This window comes from Vibrio makurazakiensis, from assembly GCF_050337375.1.
GTDB lineage: Bacteria > Pseudomonadota > Gammaproteobacteria > Enterobacterales > Vibrionaceae > Vibrio > Vibrio makurazakiensis.
On sequence record NZ_JAKJSW010000033.1, the window covers coordinates 1 to 17,096 of the forward strand.

At 43.2% G+C, this 17,096-nt stretch carries 14 protein-coding genes; 11 read left to right on the forward strand and 3 right to left on the reverse strand.

The window, feature by feature from the left end; all coding sequences use genetic code 11:
- Positions 1-460: QueG-associated DUF1730 domain-containing protein (locus tag L4C33_RS05550; protein WP_428811448.1), on the reverse strand; the 460-nt coding region annotated here is incomplete at its 3' end.
- Positions 461-668: 208 nt separating this feature from the next.
- On the opposite strand from L4C33_RS05550, the gene tsaE reads away from it, so the two are divergent.
- From tsaE to hflC, 8 genes are all read left to right on the forward strand, one after another.
- Positions 669-1,133, forward strand: coding sequence for a tRNA (adenosine(37)-N6)-threonylcarbamoyltransferase complex ATPase subunit type 1 TsaE (gene tsaE / locus L4C33_RS05555; protein ID WP_428811449.1), 465 nt, complete (start codon positions 669-671; stop codon positions 1,131-1,133).
- On the forward strand, positions 1,127-2,851 hold the full coding sequence (locus L4C33_RS05560) for a LysM peptidoglycan-binding domain-containing protein (RefSeq protein WP_428811475.1): 1,725 nt from the start codon (positions 1,127-1,129) through the stop codon (positions 2,849-2,851). The genes tsaE and L4C33_RS05560 overlap by 7 nt, the downstream gene beginning before the upstream one ends.
- Positions 2,852-2,895: 44 nt before the next feature.
- Positions 2,896-5,058, forward strand: a complete 2,163-nt coding sequence (mutL, locus tag L4C33_RS05565; RefSeq protein ID WP_428811450.1) for a DNA mismatch repair endonuclease MutL — start codon at positions 2,896-2,898, stop codon at positions 5,056-5,058.
- Positions 5,059-5,111: 53 nt separating this feature from the next.
- Positions 5,112-6,044, forward strand: a complete 933-nt coding sequence (miaA, locus tag L4C33_RS05570) for a tRNA (adenosine(37)-N6)-dimethylallyltransferase MiaA (RefSeq protein ID WP_428811451.1) — start codon at positions 5,112-5,114, stop codon at positions 6,042-6,044.
- Between the two features lie 190 nt (positions 6,045-6,234).
- Entirely contained in the window at positions 6,235-6,498 is a 264-nt protein-coding gene (gene hfq, locus L4C33_RS05575; protein ID WP_137374085.1) for an RNA chaperone Hfq, read from the forward strand.
- A gap of 44 nt (positions 6,499-6,542) precedes the next feature.
- On the forward strand, positions 6,543-7,850 hold the full coding sequence (gene hflX, locus L4C33_RS05580; RefSeq protein WP_428811452.1) for a ribosome rescue GTPase HflX: 1,308 nt from the start codon (positions 6,543-6,545) through the stop codon (positions 7,848-7,850).
- A gap of 27 nt (positions 7,851-7,877) precedes the next feature.
- Positions 7,878-9,068 carry an FtsH protease activity modulator HflK gene (gene hflK / locus L4C33_RS05585; protein ID WP_428811453.1) on the forward strand — a complete coding sequence of 397 codons (1,191 nt, stop codon included), beginning with the start codon at positions 7,878-7,880 and terminating at the stop codon, positions 9,066-9,068.
- Positions 9,069-9,070: 2 nt separating this feature from the next.
- On the forward strand, positions 9,071-10,045 hold the full coding sequence (hflC, locus tag L4C33_RS05590) for a protease modulator HflC (protein WP_428811454.1): 975 nt from the start codon (positions 9,071-9,073) through the stop codon (positions 10,043-10,045).
- A 95-nt stretch (positions 10,046-10,140) separates the two neighbouring features.
- Here the strand turns inward: hflC and L4C33_RS05595 are convergent, their stop codons facing one another.
- A complete protein-coding gene (locus L4C33_RS05595; protein ID WP_428811455.1) occupies positions 10,141-10,329 on the reverse strand; it encodes a DUF2065 domain-containing protein in 189 nt (62 codons plus the stop codon).
- A gap of 174 nt (positions 10,330-10,503) precedes the next feature.
- Between L4C33_RS05595 and L4C33_RS05600 the strand changes: the two genes are divergently transcribed.
- Positions 10,504-11,820 (forward strand): adenylosuccinate synthase, encoded by a 1,317-nt coding sequence (locus tag L4C33_RS05600; RefSeq protein ID WP_428811456.1) that lies wholly within the window; start codon positions 10,504-10,506, stop codon positions 11,818-11,820.
- 327 nt (positions 11,821-12,147) lie between these two features.
- Positions 12,148-12,783: a flagellar protein MotX gene (motX, locus tag L4C33_RS05605; RefSeq protein ID WP_428811457.1), complete on the forward strand. Its 636-nt coding sequence runs from the start codon at positions 12,148-12,150 to the stop codon at positions 12,781-12,783.
- A gap of 128 nt (positions 12,784-12,911) precedes the next feature.
- On the opposite strand, the gene L4C33_RS05610 is transcribed toward motX, so the two are convergent.
- Complete coding sequence (locus L4C33_RS05610) at positions 12,912-14,321, reverse strand: amidohydrolase (protein ID WP_428811458.1); 1,410 nt, start codon at positions 14,319-14,321, stop codon at positions 12,912-12,914.
- Between the two features lie 248 nt (positions 14,322-14,569).
- Between L4C33_RS05610 and rnr the strand changes: the two genes are divergently transcribed.
- On the forward strand, positions 14,570-17,056 hold the full coding sequence (rnr, locus tag L4C33_RS05615) for a ribonuclease R (protein ID WP_428811459.1): 2,487 nt from the start codon (positions 14,570-14,572) through the stop codon (positions 17,054-17,056).
- Positions 17,057-17,096 lie beyond the last annotated feature (40 nt).

Genomic DNA, 17,096 nt, shown 5'->3' on the forward strand with positions numbered 1-17,096 from the left:
CAGTCCAACCCAGTCCAGCCTTTTGGGCTAGTGGGCGCTCTAAGATCGGTGCTGAATCGACAAAGGGGCGAGAATCGAATGATTCCACTTCCTTTTCTATTTTCTGCCCTAATTTCTTTAGCTGATTACGGACAAGCTTGTGGTAATCTCGGCCAAGCGCATAACGGCTAATGTAACCTTGAGTTGGATCTTTTAGGTTAGAAGCGAATTGAGCTTCTGGAGGAAGGTAGTCCATGCGGGCACTAATCACTCGAACGGTGCCAGGGTGAAGCTCGTCTGGACGAGCACGCATCATTCCATGTCGAGCCATCCAATCCATATCGCCGTGATAGCCATTATCAAGCCATTGCTGTAATGGCCCTTCATGCTCGCTTAAATCAATGTCACAGATCCCGACTTTTTGAAAACCAAGCTCTTTCGCCCAGATCTTAATTTGTTCAGCAAGTTGTTCGAGATTCATGTTGTCAGCTCTTAATTTAGATGCGTGCGGCAAAAATGGGGGCGGATCTTAACGGATCTTAGGCTCTAAAACCACAAATCGTGCATTTAATTGTTTATTTTTCAATTAACTTACATTTGAGATCTTGTCTCTCAAAAGCAACACGGTTTACTATTCTTGTTCATTTGATTTTTATATAGTCAACGATCGATATTTAGAGAGTTTATACATGAGCACAAAACAATTTATTTTGAAAGATGAGCAAGCAACGATTCTATTAGGTACGAGGCTTTCTAATCTATGCTCACAGCAAACTACCATTTATCTCCATGGCGATCTTGGCGCGGGGAAAACGACTTTCAGCCGCGGCTTTGTACGAGCGATGGGGCATACTGGAAACGTAAAAAGCCCTACCTACACTTTAGTTGAACCTTATCAATTGGCTGATTGGCAGGTTTATCACTTTGACCTTTACCGCTTGGCTGATCCTGAAGAGCTAGAATTTATGGGGATCCGTGATTACTTTACCCCTGATGCAATCTGTTTAGTTGAGTGGCCGGAAAGAGGTCATGGTTTACTACCTGAAGCTGATTYGGATATAGACATTCGATACGATGGTAACCAACGCAACGTATCGCTGACTGCGAATAATGACTACGGCAACAGCTTACTTGATCAATTGGAGCTATCTTGATTCTTGAGCGCTTTTCAAATGCAGCGAAATGGACGCTCGCTGCATTTCTTATCCTGCTATCGAACCTTACTTTTGCGAATTCATTAGAAAGTATTCGAGTATGGCCTTCGCCTGACGAAACTCGCGTCGTTATCGATTTAAAAGCGGAAGCTGACTTTAGTTACTTCACTTTGAGTAGCCCAAGCCGCTTAGTTGTTGATTTAAAGAAAACCACGCTAGCGGGTAAATTGCCTGTAAAAGTCAGCGATAGCCCTGTACTGACAAAAATCCGTAAAAGCTCTCCGCCAAGTAAGGGAACTTACCGCTTGGTGTTTGAGTTAAAGAAATCGTCAAAGGCAGAGCTCTTTAAGTTAAAACCGACCCCAGGTGGACAATATGGCCATAGATTGGTGGTCGACTTTCCTCATTCGGCAGCTTCAAAAGGTTCAGCACCAGCGAAAACGGTCACTAAGAAGCCAACAGTGAGTAAAGATATCTCTCAGGTGCAGAGAAAAGAAGACATACTTATTGTCATCGACCCAGGTCACGGCGGTGAAGATCCTGGTTCTATTGGTCCGACTCGAAAATATGAGAAGAATGCAACGTTAAGTATCTCTAAGAAATTGGCAGCACAGCTTAATGCCGTTCCTGGCGTCAAAAGCCGTTTAACACGTAATGGTGACTACTTTGTTAACTTAAACCGACGTGTTGCGATTGCCCGTGAAAATGAAGCGCATTTATTGATTTCTGTACACGCTGATGCATTTACCACACCTCAACCGCGTGGTGGTTCAGTCTTTGTTCTAAATACTCGACGAGCGAACACAGAAATTTCACGTTGGATCGAGAATAAAGAGAAACAATCCGAATTATTGGGTGGTAGCGGTGCTGCGTTTACAGGCAATATTGATGATAAGAACGTAAACCAAACTTTATTAGATCTTCAGTTTAGTCATTCTCAAAAAGAGGGCTATAAGCTGGCGACAGCGATACTGTCTGAGATGGGTAAAGTAGCAAAGCTGCATAATTCAAAACCAATCAATACGAGTTTGGCTGTTTTACGCTCTCCACAAATCCCATCTGTGTTAGTTGAAACTGGCTTTATCTCTAATCCAACAGAAGAAAAGCTCTTGTTCCAACGTTCGCATCAAGACAAATTGGCGCGCTCTATTGCGAAAGCCATCGTGAAATACTTGAAGGCAAACCCACCAGAGGGCACGATATTCTCAAGTGCTGGCAAAGCGCAGAAGTACACGGTGAAACGTGGTGATTCTCTTTCTGGTATTGCTAAGCGCTATGGCACCACAACAAAATCGATCATGTCGGCGAATAAATTGAAATCGACAGGGCTAGCTGTTGGTCAGGTTCTGGTGATTCCTAGTTCTTCTGCTTCAGTGGCTGTACCTAAAATCTCAAACCCAGTTGAAACCAAAACAGTTACCCATACGGTTGGGCGAGGGGACTATTTAGGTAAGATTGCCAATCAATATAAAGTGTCTGTCGCGCATATTAAGCGTGAGAACCGATTAAAGTCTGACACATTAAAAGTCGGGCAAAAACTGCGTATTACCGTAAGTTTAAAAGATGCACCTCTCCGAAAGCATAAAGTGGCCAGAGGTGATTATCTAGGAAAAATAGCTTCACGCTATGGTGTTAGCATTAGCAGTATTAGAAAGGCGAACAAGTTGCGTTCCGATGAGTTGGCTATCGGGCAAGTGCTGATTATTCCGCATAAGTAATTCGCGTTCCGTAATTGCGGAATTACAGAATAGAAGATGACTCTATGACAATCAAAATATTGCCTGCCCGCTTGGCAAACCAGATAGCTGCGGGTGAGGTAGTAGAAAGACCAGCTTCTGTGGTTAAAGAGTTGGTTGAGAACAGTTTGGACTCTGGTGCTACTCGAATCGATGTTGATATCGAAAAGGGCGGCGCAAAGATGATCCGTGTTCGTGATAACGGGAAGGGCATTGTCAAAGATGAACTTGCGTTAGCGTTAAGCCGACACGCGACATCTAAAATCCATACGCTTGATGATTTAGAAGCTATCGTTAGCCTTGGTTTTCGTGGTGAAGCGTTAGCCAGCGTCAGTTCTGTTTCTCGTTTAACCATGACATCGCGCCCTATCACGCAAGAGCAAGCATGGGCTGCCTATAGTGAAGGGCGTGACATGCAGGTAAAATTGCAGCCGGCAGCACACCCCATTGGTACGTCAGTTGAAGTTCTCGACCTATTTTTTAATACGCCAGCTCGTCGTAAGTTTTTAAAAACTGAAAAAACCGAATTTACTCATATCGATGAGCTATTAAAGCGCATCGCACTTAGTCGTTTTGATGTCACTATCAACTTACGCCATAACGGAAAGATGATTCGTCAGTACCGTGCGGCCAAAAATGATATTCAGGCTGAAAAACGTATTGCCGCGGTTTGTGGCAGCGCGTTTGTACGCAACATGCTAAAAATAGAGTTAGAGCACCAAGGCCTAAAACTTCATGGTTGGATCACCACGCCTGAAGGAGCAAGACAACAAAGCGACCTGCAATATTGCTATGTGAATGGCCGTATGATGCGTGACAAATTGATCAACCATGCGATTAGGCAAAGTTACGAAACAAGCCTACGCCCAGACCAGTTCGCAACGTATGTGTTATTCATCGAATTGGACCCACATCAAGTTGATGTGAATGTTCACCCTGCGAAGCATGAAGTGCGATTTCACCAAGCCCGTTTAGTGCATGACTTTATCTATCAAGCGTTAAGTGATGGGTTAGCTCAGACTAAGTATATTGATGCTGCGCCGGTTAGCCAGTCAGCTTTTCACCAAGCCGAAGAGCATATGAATGATGAAGAGTTGCGATCAGAACCCAAGACGCAAACAAAGCCTGCCTCTAATAATATTGACTCGGACGAACAGATCCAAAGCCGAGTGAGTCACGTGATTGAGCAAACGCCAGCTTACCCGCGTAAAGCCGAACTAACGGCCACAGCCTCGTCACCTGACGCTTTCCCATCGGAAAACATAAGGTCTACTGATACTCATTCACCAGAAAGTTCTTATAAACAGAAACTAGCAGCTCCAAGGGTCAATGAAAGCGCAAATTCTTATCGAGTAGAGCCTTCGAGTTCTTCAAGGCAAGATTGGGTTGAGTCTGGTCCAGCACCGAAAAAAGAGCCAGAACCTGCTCAGAGGTTTGGAGAGCCAGCTCCTTCGAAAAAAGAAGTGAAAGCGTATAAAGAGTTGCTAGAAACTCCAGACTTTGCTCCGCTTTCTTCTTCTGTGGATTCGAAACAATTTAGCAATAAAGTAGTCTCTTCATTAGCTCCAAATACTGAACATCAGAATAGCAATTCTTCAGAAGTGGTTAACAATCCAATTGTCACTTTAGGTAAAGCTGTAGCCGTCACTAATCAACAATATCTTGTTATGGGAAGTAAAGCTGGATGTGTTTTAGTGTCTCTCGTGAAAGCCGAGTTTTTACGAATTTTGGGTCAGCTGAATACGGAAGCGGGTTCCTTAAAAGGTCAACCTTTACTCGTACCACTTTCTCTTAAAGTGGGTAAAGAATTACTTCAGCTTACCAATGAATATTCAGACTTGTTATTGAGCTTCGGTATTGAGATTAAGGCGAGAAATTCAGAAGCGATAATGGTGATGGCGGTTCCTAGCCCACTGAGGCAGCAAAACTTACAAAACTTAATACCAGATCTGTTATCGTACGCAGCCTCTATCAAAACTGGGAACAAGGCTACTGTTTTTGATAGAAAAACGTTAGCGAATTGGATTGCAATTCAAACGACTGAAGTAAAAAGCGACTACACTTTATCAGAAGCCATTCAATTGGTTGGGGAACTAGAACAGCTTTGGCATGGTCAACTTCCTTTAGATGATCCTCAGTTTGTTGTTCCTGTTGATTTCTCTAGCACAATCTCAGCACTTTTATCTTAATAGGTGCTGCAAACGTATAGCTTCGTAAAGAAGCCATAAATATAAAAGTTACCATGACTCAAAAATTACCTTTAGCACTGTTTTTAATGGGCCCAACTGCATCTGGTAAAACAGATCTAGCCATTCGTCTTCGTCAAAAATATCCTGTTGAAATTATCAGTGTAGACTCTGCGTTGATTTATCAAGGTATGGATATTGGTACAGCAAAACCAGATGAAAATGAATTGGCACTTGCCCCGCATCGTCTGATTGATATTTTGGACCCAAGTGAAGCGTATTCAGCTGCTGATTTTCGCCGTGATGCGATTAATGAAATGAACAAGATAGTGGCGGAAGGTAAAATCCCGTTACTTGTTGGTGGCACAATGCTGTATTACAAAGCATTGCTAGAGGGGTTATCTCCACTACCTGCAGCCGATCAAGAAATCCGTCAGCAAATTGAAGCAGAAGCTCAATCACTAGGCTGGCAAGCTCTGCATGAACAATTACAGCAGATCGATCCGGTTTCAGCAGAAAGAATCCACCCCAACGATCCACAAAGATTGTCGCGAGCGTTGGAAGTTTACCGAATTTCAGGTAAAACATTAACTGAGCTTACTCAAACAAAAGGTGAAAGCTTACCTTTTAGAGTGAAGCAATTTGCTATTGCTCCCAAGGAACGGGCTGAACTGCACCGCCGTATTGAATTACGCTTCGAAAAAATGATTGAAGGCGGGTTTGAAGAGGAAATGAAGGCGCTATACGCTAGAGATGATCTTCATCCTGATCTCCCTTCGATCCGATGCGTAGGTTATAGGCAGATGTGGGACTATTTAGATGGGAATTGTGATTTAGACGAAGCGGTTTTCCGTGGTGTCTGTGCAACCCGTCAATTGGCCAAGCGACAAATTACCTGGTTACGCAGCTGGGAAAATTTAACTTGGTTAGATAGCGAAAACATTGAACACGCACTAGAAACTCTTTCAGATGCAATAGCATCTGATTAGAAATGCTGTGTATAATGTGATCGCTTTTGCGTGAATACGCTCCGGAAAGGATCCGTTATTGAGGCTTTTAAATTTGCAGCCTTTCAATAACAACGGAGTTTTTTATTCATTTAGCTCAGATGCAAAGGCAGCACCATTTAGTGCACCACTAGCTAAATAATTACAACAAAATACAAATAAGGAAAATAAAATGGCTAAGGGGCAATCTCTACAAGACCCGTTTCTAAATGCACTCCGTCGTGAGCGCATTCCAGTGTCGATCTACCTTGTAAACGGTATCAAACTGCAAGGCCAAATCGAGTCTTTTGATCAATTTGTGATCTTATTGAAGAACACTGTAAACCAGATGGTTTATAAGCATGCTATTTCTACAGTGGTACCTGCTCGTGCAGTAAGTCACCACAGCGGCGAGCAACGTGCGCCATCTGATCGTCCAGAGAAATCTGAAGATTAATAGTTTTAGTAATGCAGCACATGCTGCAATAAGGAGTTGGTTGCTTGTTTGACCGTTATGAATCCGGTGAGCGAGCCGTACTTGTTCATATCAACTTCACGCAAGAAGGTGAGTGGGAAGATCTTAGCGAGTGTGAAATGCTGGTTTCTTCTGCAGGGGTTGAAACGCTACAAGTTATTACTGGTAGCCGACAATCCCCGCTCCCTAAATACTATGTTGGAGAGGGTAAGGCTCAAGAGATAGCTCAAGCCGTTCAGCTAACTGGTGCTGAAATAGTGATTTTTAATCATTCCCTCTCTCCTGCCCAAGAACGTAATCTCGAACAGCTGTGCAAATGCCGTGTAATCGACCGTACTGGTTTGATTTTAGATATCTTTGCACAACGAGCTCGAACTCATGAAGGTAAATTGCAAGTTGAGCTAGCTCAGCTTCGTCATATATCTACTCGATTGATCCGAGGTTGGACTCACCTTGAAAGACAGAAAGGTGGTATCGGCTTACGTGGACCAGGTGAAACCCAACTAGAGACTGACCGTCGATTGTTGCGTGATCGTATTAAAGCGATATTACGTCGTTTAGCTAAAGTCGCTAAGCAACGTGAACAAGGACGTCGTGCTCGAAATCGAGCTGAAATTCCGACAATTTCTTTGGTTGGTTATACCAACGCAGGGAAGTCTACACTGTTTAACCGAATTACTTCTGCTGGTGTTTATGCTGCAGACCAATTATTTGCGACGCTTGATCCTACACTCCGTAAGATCGACTTAGCCGATGTTGGCCCTGCAATACTTGCAGATACGGTAGGTTTTATTCGCCACCTGCCTCACGATTTGGTCGCTGCATTTAAAGCAACATTGCAAGAGACGCAAGAAGCTGACATTTTGTTACATGTTGTTGATGCCAGTGATGACCGTTTTCGTGAGAACATCCAAGCTGTTCACGACGTACTAGAAGAGATAGACGCGCACGAAGTGCCGACTCTAGTTGTAATGAATAAGATTGATTGCATGGATGACCAAAAGCCACGAATCGAAAGAGACGACGAAGGCGTGCCTCGCACCGTTTGGGTTTCTGCGATGGATGGCATAGGTATCGATTTACTTTTTGATGCGTTGACTGAACGGTTAGCGAGCCAAATTGTCGAATATCGATTRCGAATTCCACCACAATATCAAGGCAGAATTCGTAGTACATTCTTCCAGTTGAATTGTATTCAACAAGAAGAGTATGACCAAGATGGTAACTTGTTGATAGATATTAGAATGCAACAAGTTGATTGGTCTAAACTAGAAAAAAGAGAAGGGGCGCTCTTAGGTGACTTTATCGTTACCAAAGAGACTGCTACAGTATAACGTCATATCAAATGATGGAGTTTTCTAATGGCGTGGAATGAGCCTGGAAATAACAACGGCGACAAAGGCCGCGATAATGACCCTTGGGGTAATAAAAATAATCGTGGTGGCCGAGATCAAGGACCGCCAGATCTAGACGAAGTCTTTAATAAGCTGAGTCAGAAGCTGGGTGGCAAGTTTGGTAATAAAGGTGGCAACGGCCCATCTATTGGCGGTGGTGGTGCAATTGGCTTTGGTGTCATTGCAGTTATCGCTGTTGCGGTTTGGTTTTTCGCTGGTTTCTACACAGTTGGCGAAGCAGAAAGAGCGGTTGTATTACGACTGGGCCAATTCGATCGTATCGAAGAACCTGGTTTGAACTGGCACCCTCGTTTCATCGATGAAGTGAAAGACGAACAGCTAGTTAACGTTCAAGCAATTCGTTCACTACGTGCTTCTGGCACAATGTTGACGAAAGATGAAAACGTAGTAACCGTTGAAATGGGCGTTCAGTACCGTGTTTCTGATCCGTACAAATACCTATATCGCGTAACTAACGCTGACGACAGTTTACGTCAAGCTACGGACTCTGCACTTCGTGCAGTAATTGGTGACTCTTTAATGGATAGTATCCTGACAAGTGGTCGTCAACAAATCCGTCAAAGCACTCAAGAAACTCTAAACCGTATTATTGATAGCTACGATATGGGTATTTTGATTGTTGATGTGAACTTCCAGTCTGCGCGTCCACCTGAGCAAGTAAAAGACGCATTTGATGATGCTATCGCTGCTCGTGAGGATGAAGAACGTTTTGAACGTGAAGCAGAAGCTTACCGAAATGATATTCTTCCTAAAGCAACAGGTCGTGCTGAGCGTTTGAAGAAAGAAGCAGTAGGTTATTCTGAGCGCACAGTAAACGGTGCTCTAGGTCAAGTGGCTCAGTTTGAGAAACTATTACCTGAATACCAAGCAGCTCCAGAAGTAACACGTAACCGTTTGTACCTAGATACAATGGAAAAAGTGTACTCGAATACGTCTAAAGTGTTGATTGACTCTGAGTCTAGCGGCAACCTACTTTACCTACCGATTGATAAATTGGCTGGCCAAGGTGGTAATACGAAATCTAAGCGTCAAACAAAAGCAACTTCAACTTATGACCAAATTGAACTAGAAACACAAGCTGATCCGCAATCTAGCACTCAGTCTCGTTCAGATAGTTCACGTCAAGGGAGATACTAATAATGCGTAAGTTAATGATCCCTGTATTGGTTGTAGCGTTAGCGCTAATGTTGATGTCAGTGTTTGTTATTCCAGAAGGCGAACGCGGTATCGTGATTCGTTTCGGTCGTGTATTGAAAGATAACAATGATATCTCTCGTATTCACGAACCAGGGTTACACTTCAAACTTCCTTTGTTTGACCGTGTAAAAACACTTGATGCACGTATCCRAACAATGGATGGCCGTTCTGACCGTTTCGTAACGTCTGAGAAAAAAGACGTGATCATCGATACTTACGTTAAGTGGCGTATCGAAGACTTCGGTCAATACTACCTAGCAACAGGTGGCGGTAATGCACTAACAGCTGAAGCTTTACTAGAACGTAAAGTAACAGACGTGCTTCGTTCTGAAATTGGTTCTCGTGAAATCAAGCAGATCGTTTCTGGTCCACGTAACAAAGATGTACTGCCTGAAGCTGATGATACTGAAGTTGTAACAACTGAAGCCGCGAAAGAAGCATTAGAAATCGATGGTGAACGTGATCAAATCATGTCTGAAGTACTGACTGGTACGCGTGAATCCGCAATGAAAGATTTAGGTGTTGAGATCGTTGATTTCCGTATGAAGAAAATCAACCTTCCAGACAACATCAGTGACTCTATCTACAAGCGTATGCGTGCAGAGCGTGAATCGGTTGCTCGTAAGCACCGTTCACAAGGTCGTGAGAAAGCAGAAGTTATCCGTGCTCAAGCTGAGCTAGAAGTTGCAACTGTTCTTGCTGAAGCTGACCGTACTGCTCGAGTAACTCGTGGTGATGCGGATGCGAAAGCTGCGAAGATTTACTCTGACGCTTTCAGTAAGGATCCTGAGTTCTATGGCTTTATACGTTCACTTCAAGCGTATGAGACATCATTCAGTGACAAGAGCGATATCTTAGTTCTTGATCCGAAGAGTGATTTCTTCCAATACATGAATAACTCAAAAGGCGCTCAATAATTTATAATTATTGTCCCTAAATTGAAAAGGCTTCCGGTTGGAAGCCTTTTTTGTATTTGAGGTGTTTACTTTATTAATGAAAATAACGGGTAGAGTTATAAGTTCATCATTACAGTGATCACTGTCCCTGCAACTACAAGGCAGCCACCAATCCTGCGAAGTTGATTATCCGGCTGTTGGCTGAGTTGGCTCATCATCTCTCTCCACCCTTTAGGGGCGATTAAAGGCCCTAACCCTTCAATAATTAAAACGAAACCAATGGCGAGCCAGATTGAGTTTGACATTGTTAAGCCTTAAATAATCCTGAAAGTACAATAGTATCAATGATTTTTGTGAATTTAGCAGTGTCGCCGTTCATATTTATAGGTCCAATAATACGAATTATGAACAAAAAGTGACTGCAAGAAGTGTGATTCAGTGCTAGAATCCATTTTTAATTAGCAACAGAAATTGGAAAGATGGGAAATAACGTAGTCGTTCTAGGCACCCAATGGGGTGACGAAGGTAAAGGTAAAATTGTTGACCTTTTAACTGAAGATGCAAAATACGTGGTTCGCTACCAAGGCGGTCACAATGCAGGTCACACTCTTGTCATTGACGGTGAAAAAACCGTTCTTCACTTAATTCCATCAGGCATCCTTCGCGATAACGTAAAATGTGTTATCGGTAACGGTGTAGTATTATCGCCTGACGCACTTCTAAAAGAAATGAAGCCTCTTGAAGATCGTGGCATTCCAGTGCGCGAGCGTCTTTTCATTTCTGAAGCTTGTCCATTAATTCTTCCGTACCACATTGCTATCGACAACGCGCGTGAAATCGCTCGTGGCGCTAAAGCTATTGGTACAACTGGTCGTGGTATCGGTCCAGCTTATGAAGATAAAGTTGCACGTCGCGGTCTTCGCGTTGGTGACTTATTCGACAAAGCAGCTTTCGCTGAGAAGCTAAAAGAAGTTATGGAATTTCACAACTTCCAACTAGAGCACTTCTACAAAGCTGAAACAGTAAGCTACGAAGAAGTACTAGAGCAAGCAATGAGCTACGCAGATATGCTAACTGCGATGGTTATTGATGTAACTGACGAACTAGACGCAGCACGTAAGCGCGGCGACAAGATCATGTTCGAAGGTGCTCAAGGTACGCTACTAGATATCGACCACGGTACTTACCCATACGTAACGTCTTCTAACACTACTGCTGGTGGTGTTGCTGCTGGTTCTGGTTTTGGTCCTCGTCACATTGGTTACATCCTTGGTATCACTAAGGCTTACTGTACTCGTGTTGGTTCAGGTCCATTCCCAACAGAGCTATACGATGGTCTAGATAAGCAAGACCCTGTAGGTAAACACCTAGGTGATGTTGGCCATGAGTTTGGTGCAACTACTGGTCGTCTACGCCGTACAGGTTGGTTCGATGCTGTTGCTATGCGTCGTGCAATCCAAATCAACTCTCTATCTGGTATGTGTCTAACTAAACTAGACGTTCTAGATGGCCTAGAAGAACTGAAAATCTGTACTGGTTACAAGATGAAAGATGGTTCTATCCTAGAAGTTTCTCCAATGGCTGCTGAGTCATTCGAAGAAGCGACGCCAATCTACGAAACAATGCCTGGTTGGTCTGAAAACACATTCGGTGCTAAATCTATCGACGCGCTTCCACAAGCTGCTCTAGATTACATCAAGCGTATCGAAGACCTAACTGGCGTTCCAATTGATATCGTATCAACTGGCCCAGATCGTAACGAAACTATCATCAAGGTTCACCCATACGGCGCTTAATGTGCAGAGTGAATTGCTAAAATATAAATAGCAATTGATAGTAAAAGTTATTTAAAAGCCGACTGAATAAGTCGGCTTTTTTGTATCTGTAAATTACCAACCAGAATAAGCACTTAACTAGCTTACCTATTCACGTGGTCATTATATAAGTTATTGCTGATGATCTTTTGCTCTTCATCTGGCAAAATATTGCCCAATTGCGGCAACTTTTGTCTAAAGCAAATCCAATAATTGCCGATATACTTATCATAGTTGATGAAATGCGACGTTTCGCTGTGTTCCTATAAGTGAAAGTCAGCAGTTTAAATACAGATAAAGAGTGCAGGTATGAAGCTACGAATGGTAGCAGCTTCATTGTTTTTGGCGCTGAGCTCACCCTTGAGTCATGCAAATTTGGCAGATGTAGGGGAGCCTGTTCCGATATATACTGAAGCTGAATTGATTAAGTTAATTGAAAATAACCAACATTTAGAGCGCGTAAAAGCCGATAAATGTCAGCTGGTTGAAGATATCGTCGCACGTGCAACCCGCATAAGCTTGCCTTCGTATGAGTTCCTCTACGGTGATATGCTCGCTTGGGGAGTGTGTGTTGAGCAAGATGTTGAGTTAGGTCTCTACTATATGGAGAATGCTGCTCATCAAGGTTTACCTACTGCACTTGAGCAGATTGGTCGTTACTATTCTCGCGGTACATTAGTTCAGCAAGACAAAGAGCGTGCGATCCCATATCTACGAGAAGCTGCATCAATGGGTAACTTGAATGCGCGAATTCATTTAGCTGAATTATTATTACGTGATTATGGCAGCCCGCTTGACTACGAAGATGCGTATCGCTGGCTCTATAACTCAGTGACAGCTGATCAAAGGCAACACAAACGAATTTCAGTTCTGCGAAATGGTCTAGAGCAAAGAATGCCAGACAATATTATCGCCAGAGCAAAACGCCGCGATGTGTTTTGGTAAAAGATTAAACCATCTTTACTGAGACAGCGATTTGTTTAAAAATCTACATATTGCATATATAAAAAGACCTCGCCTAGGCGAGGTCTTTTTATTAAAGCTATTGGTAGTTAGCGTATTGAGTAAGAAACTTACTGAACCACTTCACCTGATGCAATGACAGTATCGCGAACAACTTGTGTGAACTCTAGAGCTTCTTTACGAATTTCATCTTCATCAACAGTCAACATGTCACGGTTTTTCATGATGATCTTACCATCAACAATTGTGTGACGAACGTTGCCAGCATTCGCTGAGTAAACAAGTGCTGAGTACGGGTTGTATACTGGAACCATGTTTGGTGCCTTAGTATCAATAACAATGATATCCGCCAGCTTACCTACTTCTAATGAACCGATCTTATCTTCCATGTGAAGTGCTTTAGCTGCGCCCATTGTTGCCATATCGATCACTTTGATCGGTGGCATTGCTGCACGATCTTGGTTTACTAGTTTGTGAACTTTAGCAACTTGGTTGAACTCATCAATTGTGCTTAAGGTGTTACCTGACATTGGTCCATCAGTACCTAGTCCAATACGTACGTTTTCGTCGTACATCTTAAGTGCTGGTGATACGCCTTTTGCTGACTTGATGTTTGCACTCATGTTGTGAGCAACACCCATGTCTGATTTTTTCACTAACTCGATATCTTCATCATCTACAAGAATCATGTGTGCACCAACAAGGTTTTTGTTTAGTGCACCAATGCTATCCATGTACTGAACTGGAGATAAACCTTCAGCTCGTTTAGCGATTTTTTCTTCTTCGCGATGTGATTCAGCAAGGTGGATCATCACTGGAACGTCGAGTTCTAGAGAAAGTTTAGCAACCTTCTGTAAAACTTCAGTTGTGTTCGTATAGGGTGCGTGTGGTGCGAATGCTGGTGTAATACGCGGGTGATCTTTATATTCTTCAATAAAGTTTAAAGCGTATTTGATGCCTTCTTCTGCATTTGCTGCATCAGCTACTGGGAATTTAATAACAGTTTCACCAAGTACCGCGCGCATACCGATCTCATCTACTGTTTTTGCTACTTCATCTTCGAAGTAGTACATATCAGCGTAAGTTGTTACACCACCTTTAACCATTTCTACGTTACCAAGGTTTGCGCCAATACGAACCATGTCACGAGAAACAAGCTTAGCTTCAAGAGGGAAAATGTAACGGTGTAAGCGATCTGGTACATCATCCGCTAGTGAGCGGAATACTGTCATTGATACGTGAGTATGAGTATTGATTAGGCCAGGCATAACAATATCGCCATCGACATCTAATACTTTCTTCGCTTGATACTGTTCTTCTAGTGAAGCATCACCAACAGCGATGATCTTGTTGTCTTTAACAACGACAGTACCGCTTTCAAAAACAGTCTTTTCTTGGTTCATGGTTAGAACCATAGCATCAGTGATCATTAGMTCAGCTTTTTCAGCGGCAGAGCTAGTGAAAGGAAGTAAGCTTATACTTGCCATCGCAGCAGCAAGAAAAGTGCGTTTAAATGTCATATCAGTACCTTTGGAACGGATGATGGTAAAAGTGAGTGCATCATAGGCCATTTATCTAATCTTGCAAACGTTTGCTTTGTTAATTACATAAAAGTGTGATGTGAATTGATGCTATGAATGGTTGTGTTAACTTGTTTAAAATTGAGTCAATCGCCCCTTATTTTGAGCTTTTTGCAAGCATATCTGTAGGTTGCTAGCTGAGTCAGATATACTAGATGAATACCTTCCTTGCTTAAGTAGACCCGCCTATGTCAGATAAAAACACAGACAACACTAATATTGATCCTTTCGCTGAGCGCGAATCAAAAAAATACGACAACCCTGTACCAAGCCGCGAATTCATCACTAAATTCTTAACAGATGCCAATGTGCCGATGAACCGTAATGACTTGTTTGAACAACTGGGCTTGTCGGGTGAAGAACAATATGAAGGGCTACGCCGTCGCTTACGTGCGATGGAGCGAGATGGACAACTTATTTTTACTCGCCGTCAATGCTATGCACTACCAGAGAAGCTAGAGCTTGTTAAAGGTTTAGTGATCGGCCACAAGGATGGCTTTGGTTGGGTTCGACCTGAAGGCAGCATCGGCAAAGATAACGATGTACTACTTCCTCATCATCAAATGCGTAATATCATTCATGGTGATTTAGTTTTGGTTCAACCTGCAGGTACCGACAAACGTGGTCGCAAAGAAGGGCGTTTAGTTCGTGTACTTGAAGAGCGTAAAACACCGCTTGTTGGTCGTTTTTTCTTAGAATATGGCCACTCTTTTGTGGTGACTGATGATTCACGTATTACTCAAGACATCCTAATCCCGAACGAGCATAAAGGCGGTGCTCGTATGGGGAACGTGGTTGTGATTGAACTGACGGATCGTGGAACTCGTTCTCGTGGTATGACTGGTAAGGTTCTTGAGGTTCTTGGCGAAAATATGGCGCCAGGTATGGAAACACAAATTGCTATCCGTACTCACCAGATTCCAAATGAATGGCCAGATGCAGTAGATAAGCAGATTGCTGACTTAGGTGAGCATGTCCCTGAAGAAGCGAAAAAAGGTCGCGTCGACTTACGTGAATTGCCATTGGTGACAATCGATGGTGAAGATGCACGTGATTTCGATGATGCGGTTTATTGTGAAGCGAAAAAAGGTGGCGGTTGGCGCTTATGGGTTGCGATTGCAGACGTAAGTTACTACGTACGCCCAGATACAGCATTAGATAAAGAAGCGATTAACCGTGGTAACTCTGTTTACTTCCCATCGCAAGTTGTCCCTATGCTGCCAGAAGTACTTTCTAATGGTTTATGTTCATTGAACCCACAGGTAGACCGCCTGTGTATGGTTTGTGAAATGACCATTTCTGCTAGCGGTAAGCTGTCTGGATATAAACACTATGAAGCTGTAATGAATTCTCATGCTCGTCTTACTTACAACAAAGTAGGCGCAATTTTAGAGGGTGATGAAGAGCTTCGCCAACGTTACGAAAAAGAAGTGCCGCATCTTGAAGAGCTGCACCAGATGTACAAGATTCTTAAGCAGACGCGCGATGAGCGTGGTGCAATAGAATTTGAAACGGTAGAAACGAAGTTTATTTTCAACTCAGATCGTAAGATTGACCGTATTGAACCTGTGATTCGTAACGATGCACATAAGATCATTGAAGAGTGTATGATCTTAGCGAACATCGCTTCAGCTTCACTTGTTGAGAAAGCGAATGAAGCTGCGTTGTACCGTATCCATGAAACACCAAGTGAAGAGCGCTTAACGGGCTTTAGAGATTTCCTTGGTGAGCTAGGTTTAAGTTTAGGTGGTGGGTTAGAGCCATCGCCAACTGACTATGCACAGTTAATGCGTCAGATCGGTGAACGTGAAGATAAAGAACTTATTCAAACGATGTTACTGCGCTCGATGAAGCAAGCCGTGTATAACGCTGATAATGCAGGTCACTTCGGTCTAGCATTGAAACGATACGCGCACTTTACGTCACCTATTCGTCGTTACCCTGATTTACTTTTGCACCGCGCTATCAAATATCTGATTGCGAAAGATGAAGGTCGTAACACTGATCGTTGGACACCAACTGGGGGCTACCATTACTCATTTGATGATATGGACTTCTACGGTGAGCAATGTTCGATGACCGAACGCCGAGCTGATGATGCAACGCGTGAAGTGAATGATTGGCTAAAGTGTGAGTATATGCAAGACCATGTTGGCGACGAGATGGACGGTGTAATTGCTAACGTAACCGGCTTTGGCTTCTTCGTGCGTTTAACGGAACTGCACATTGATGGTTTAGTACACATTTCGTCATTGGCGAATGACTACTATCAATTTGATCCACTAGGTCAAAGACTTATTGGTGAAAGCGGTGGCATGATTTACCGCCTTGGTGATTCAGTAAAAGTAAAAGTGAAAGCGGTTAACTTAGATGACCGTCAAATTGACTTTGAATTAACTGAAACAAGCCGTAAGCTACGCGGAAAAGGCAAGACGGCTAAAAAACGTGTTGCAGAAGCACAACAGAAAGCGAAAAGCCGAAAGCGTGCATCTGTGAAAGATCGCAAGCCAGGAGTTAAGGCAAAAGCATTGGTTGAGCCGACTAAGAGACCGGATGGTAGCAGTGATAGCGCACCGTCATCTAAGGCAAAGCCGAAGCGCCGTAAGCCAAAATCAACGTCATCAAAGCCGAAACAGCGTACGAGCCGACGTAGACCTAAAAACCCTGAAGCGTAAGCTACTATTAACAAATGAACAGGTACGCAGTGCGTACCTG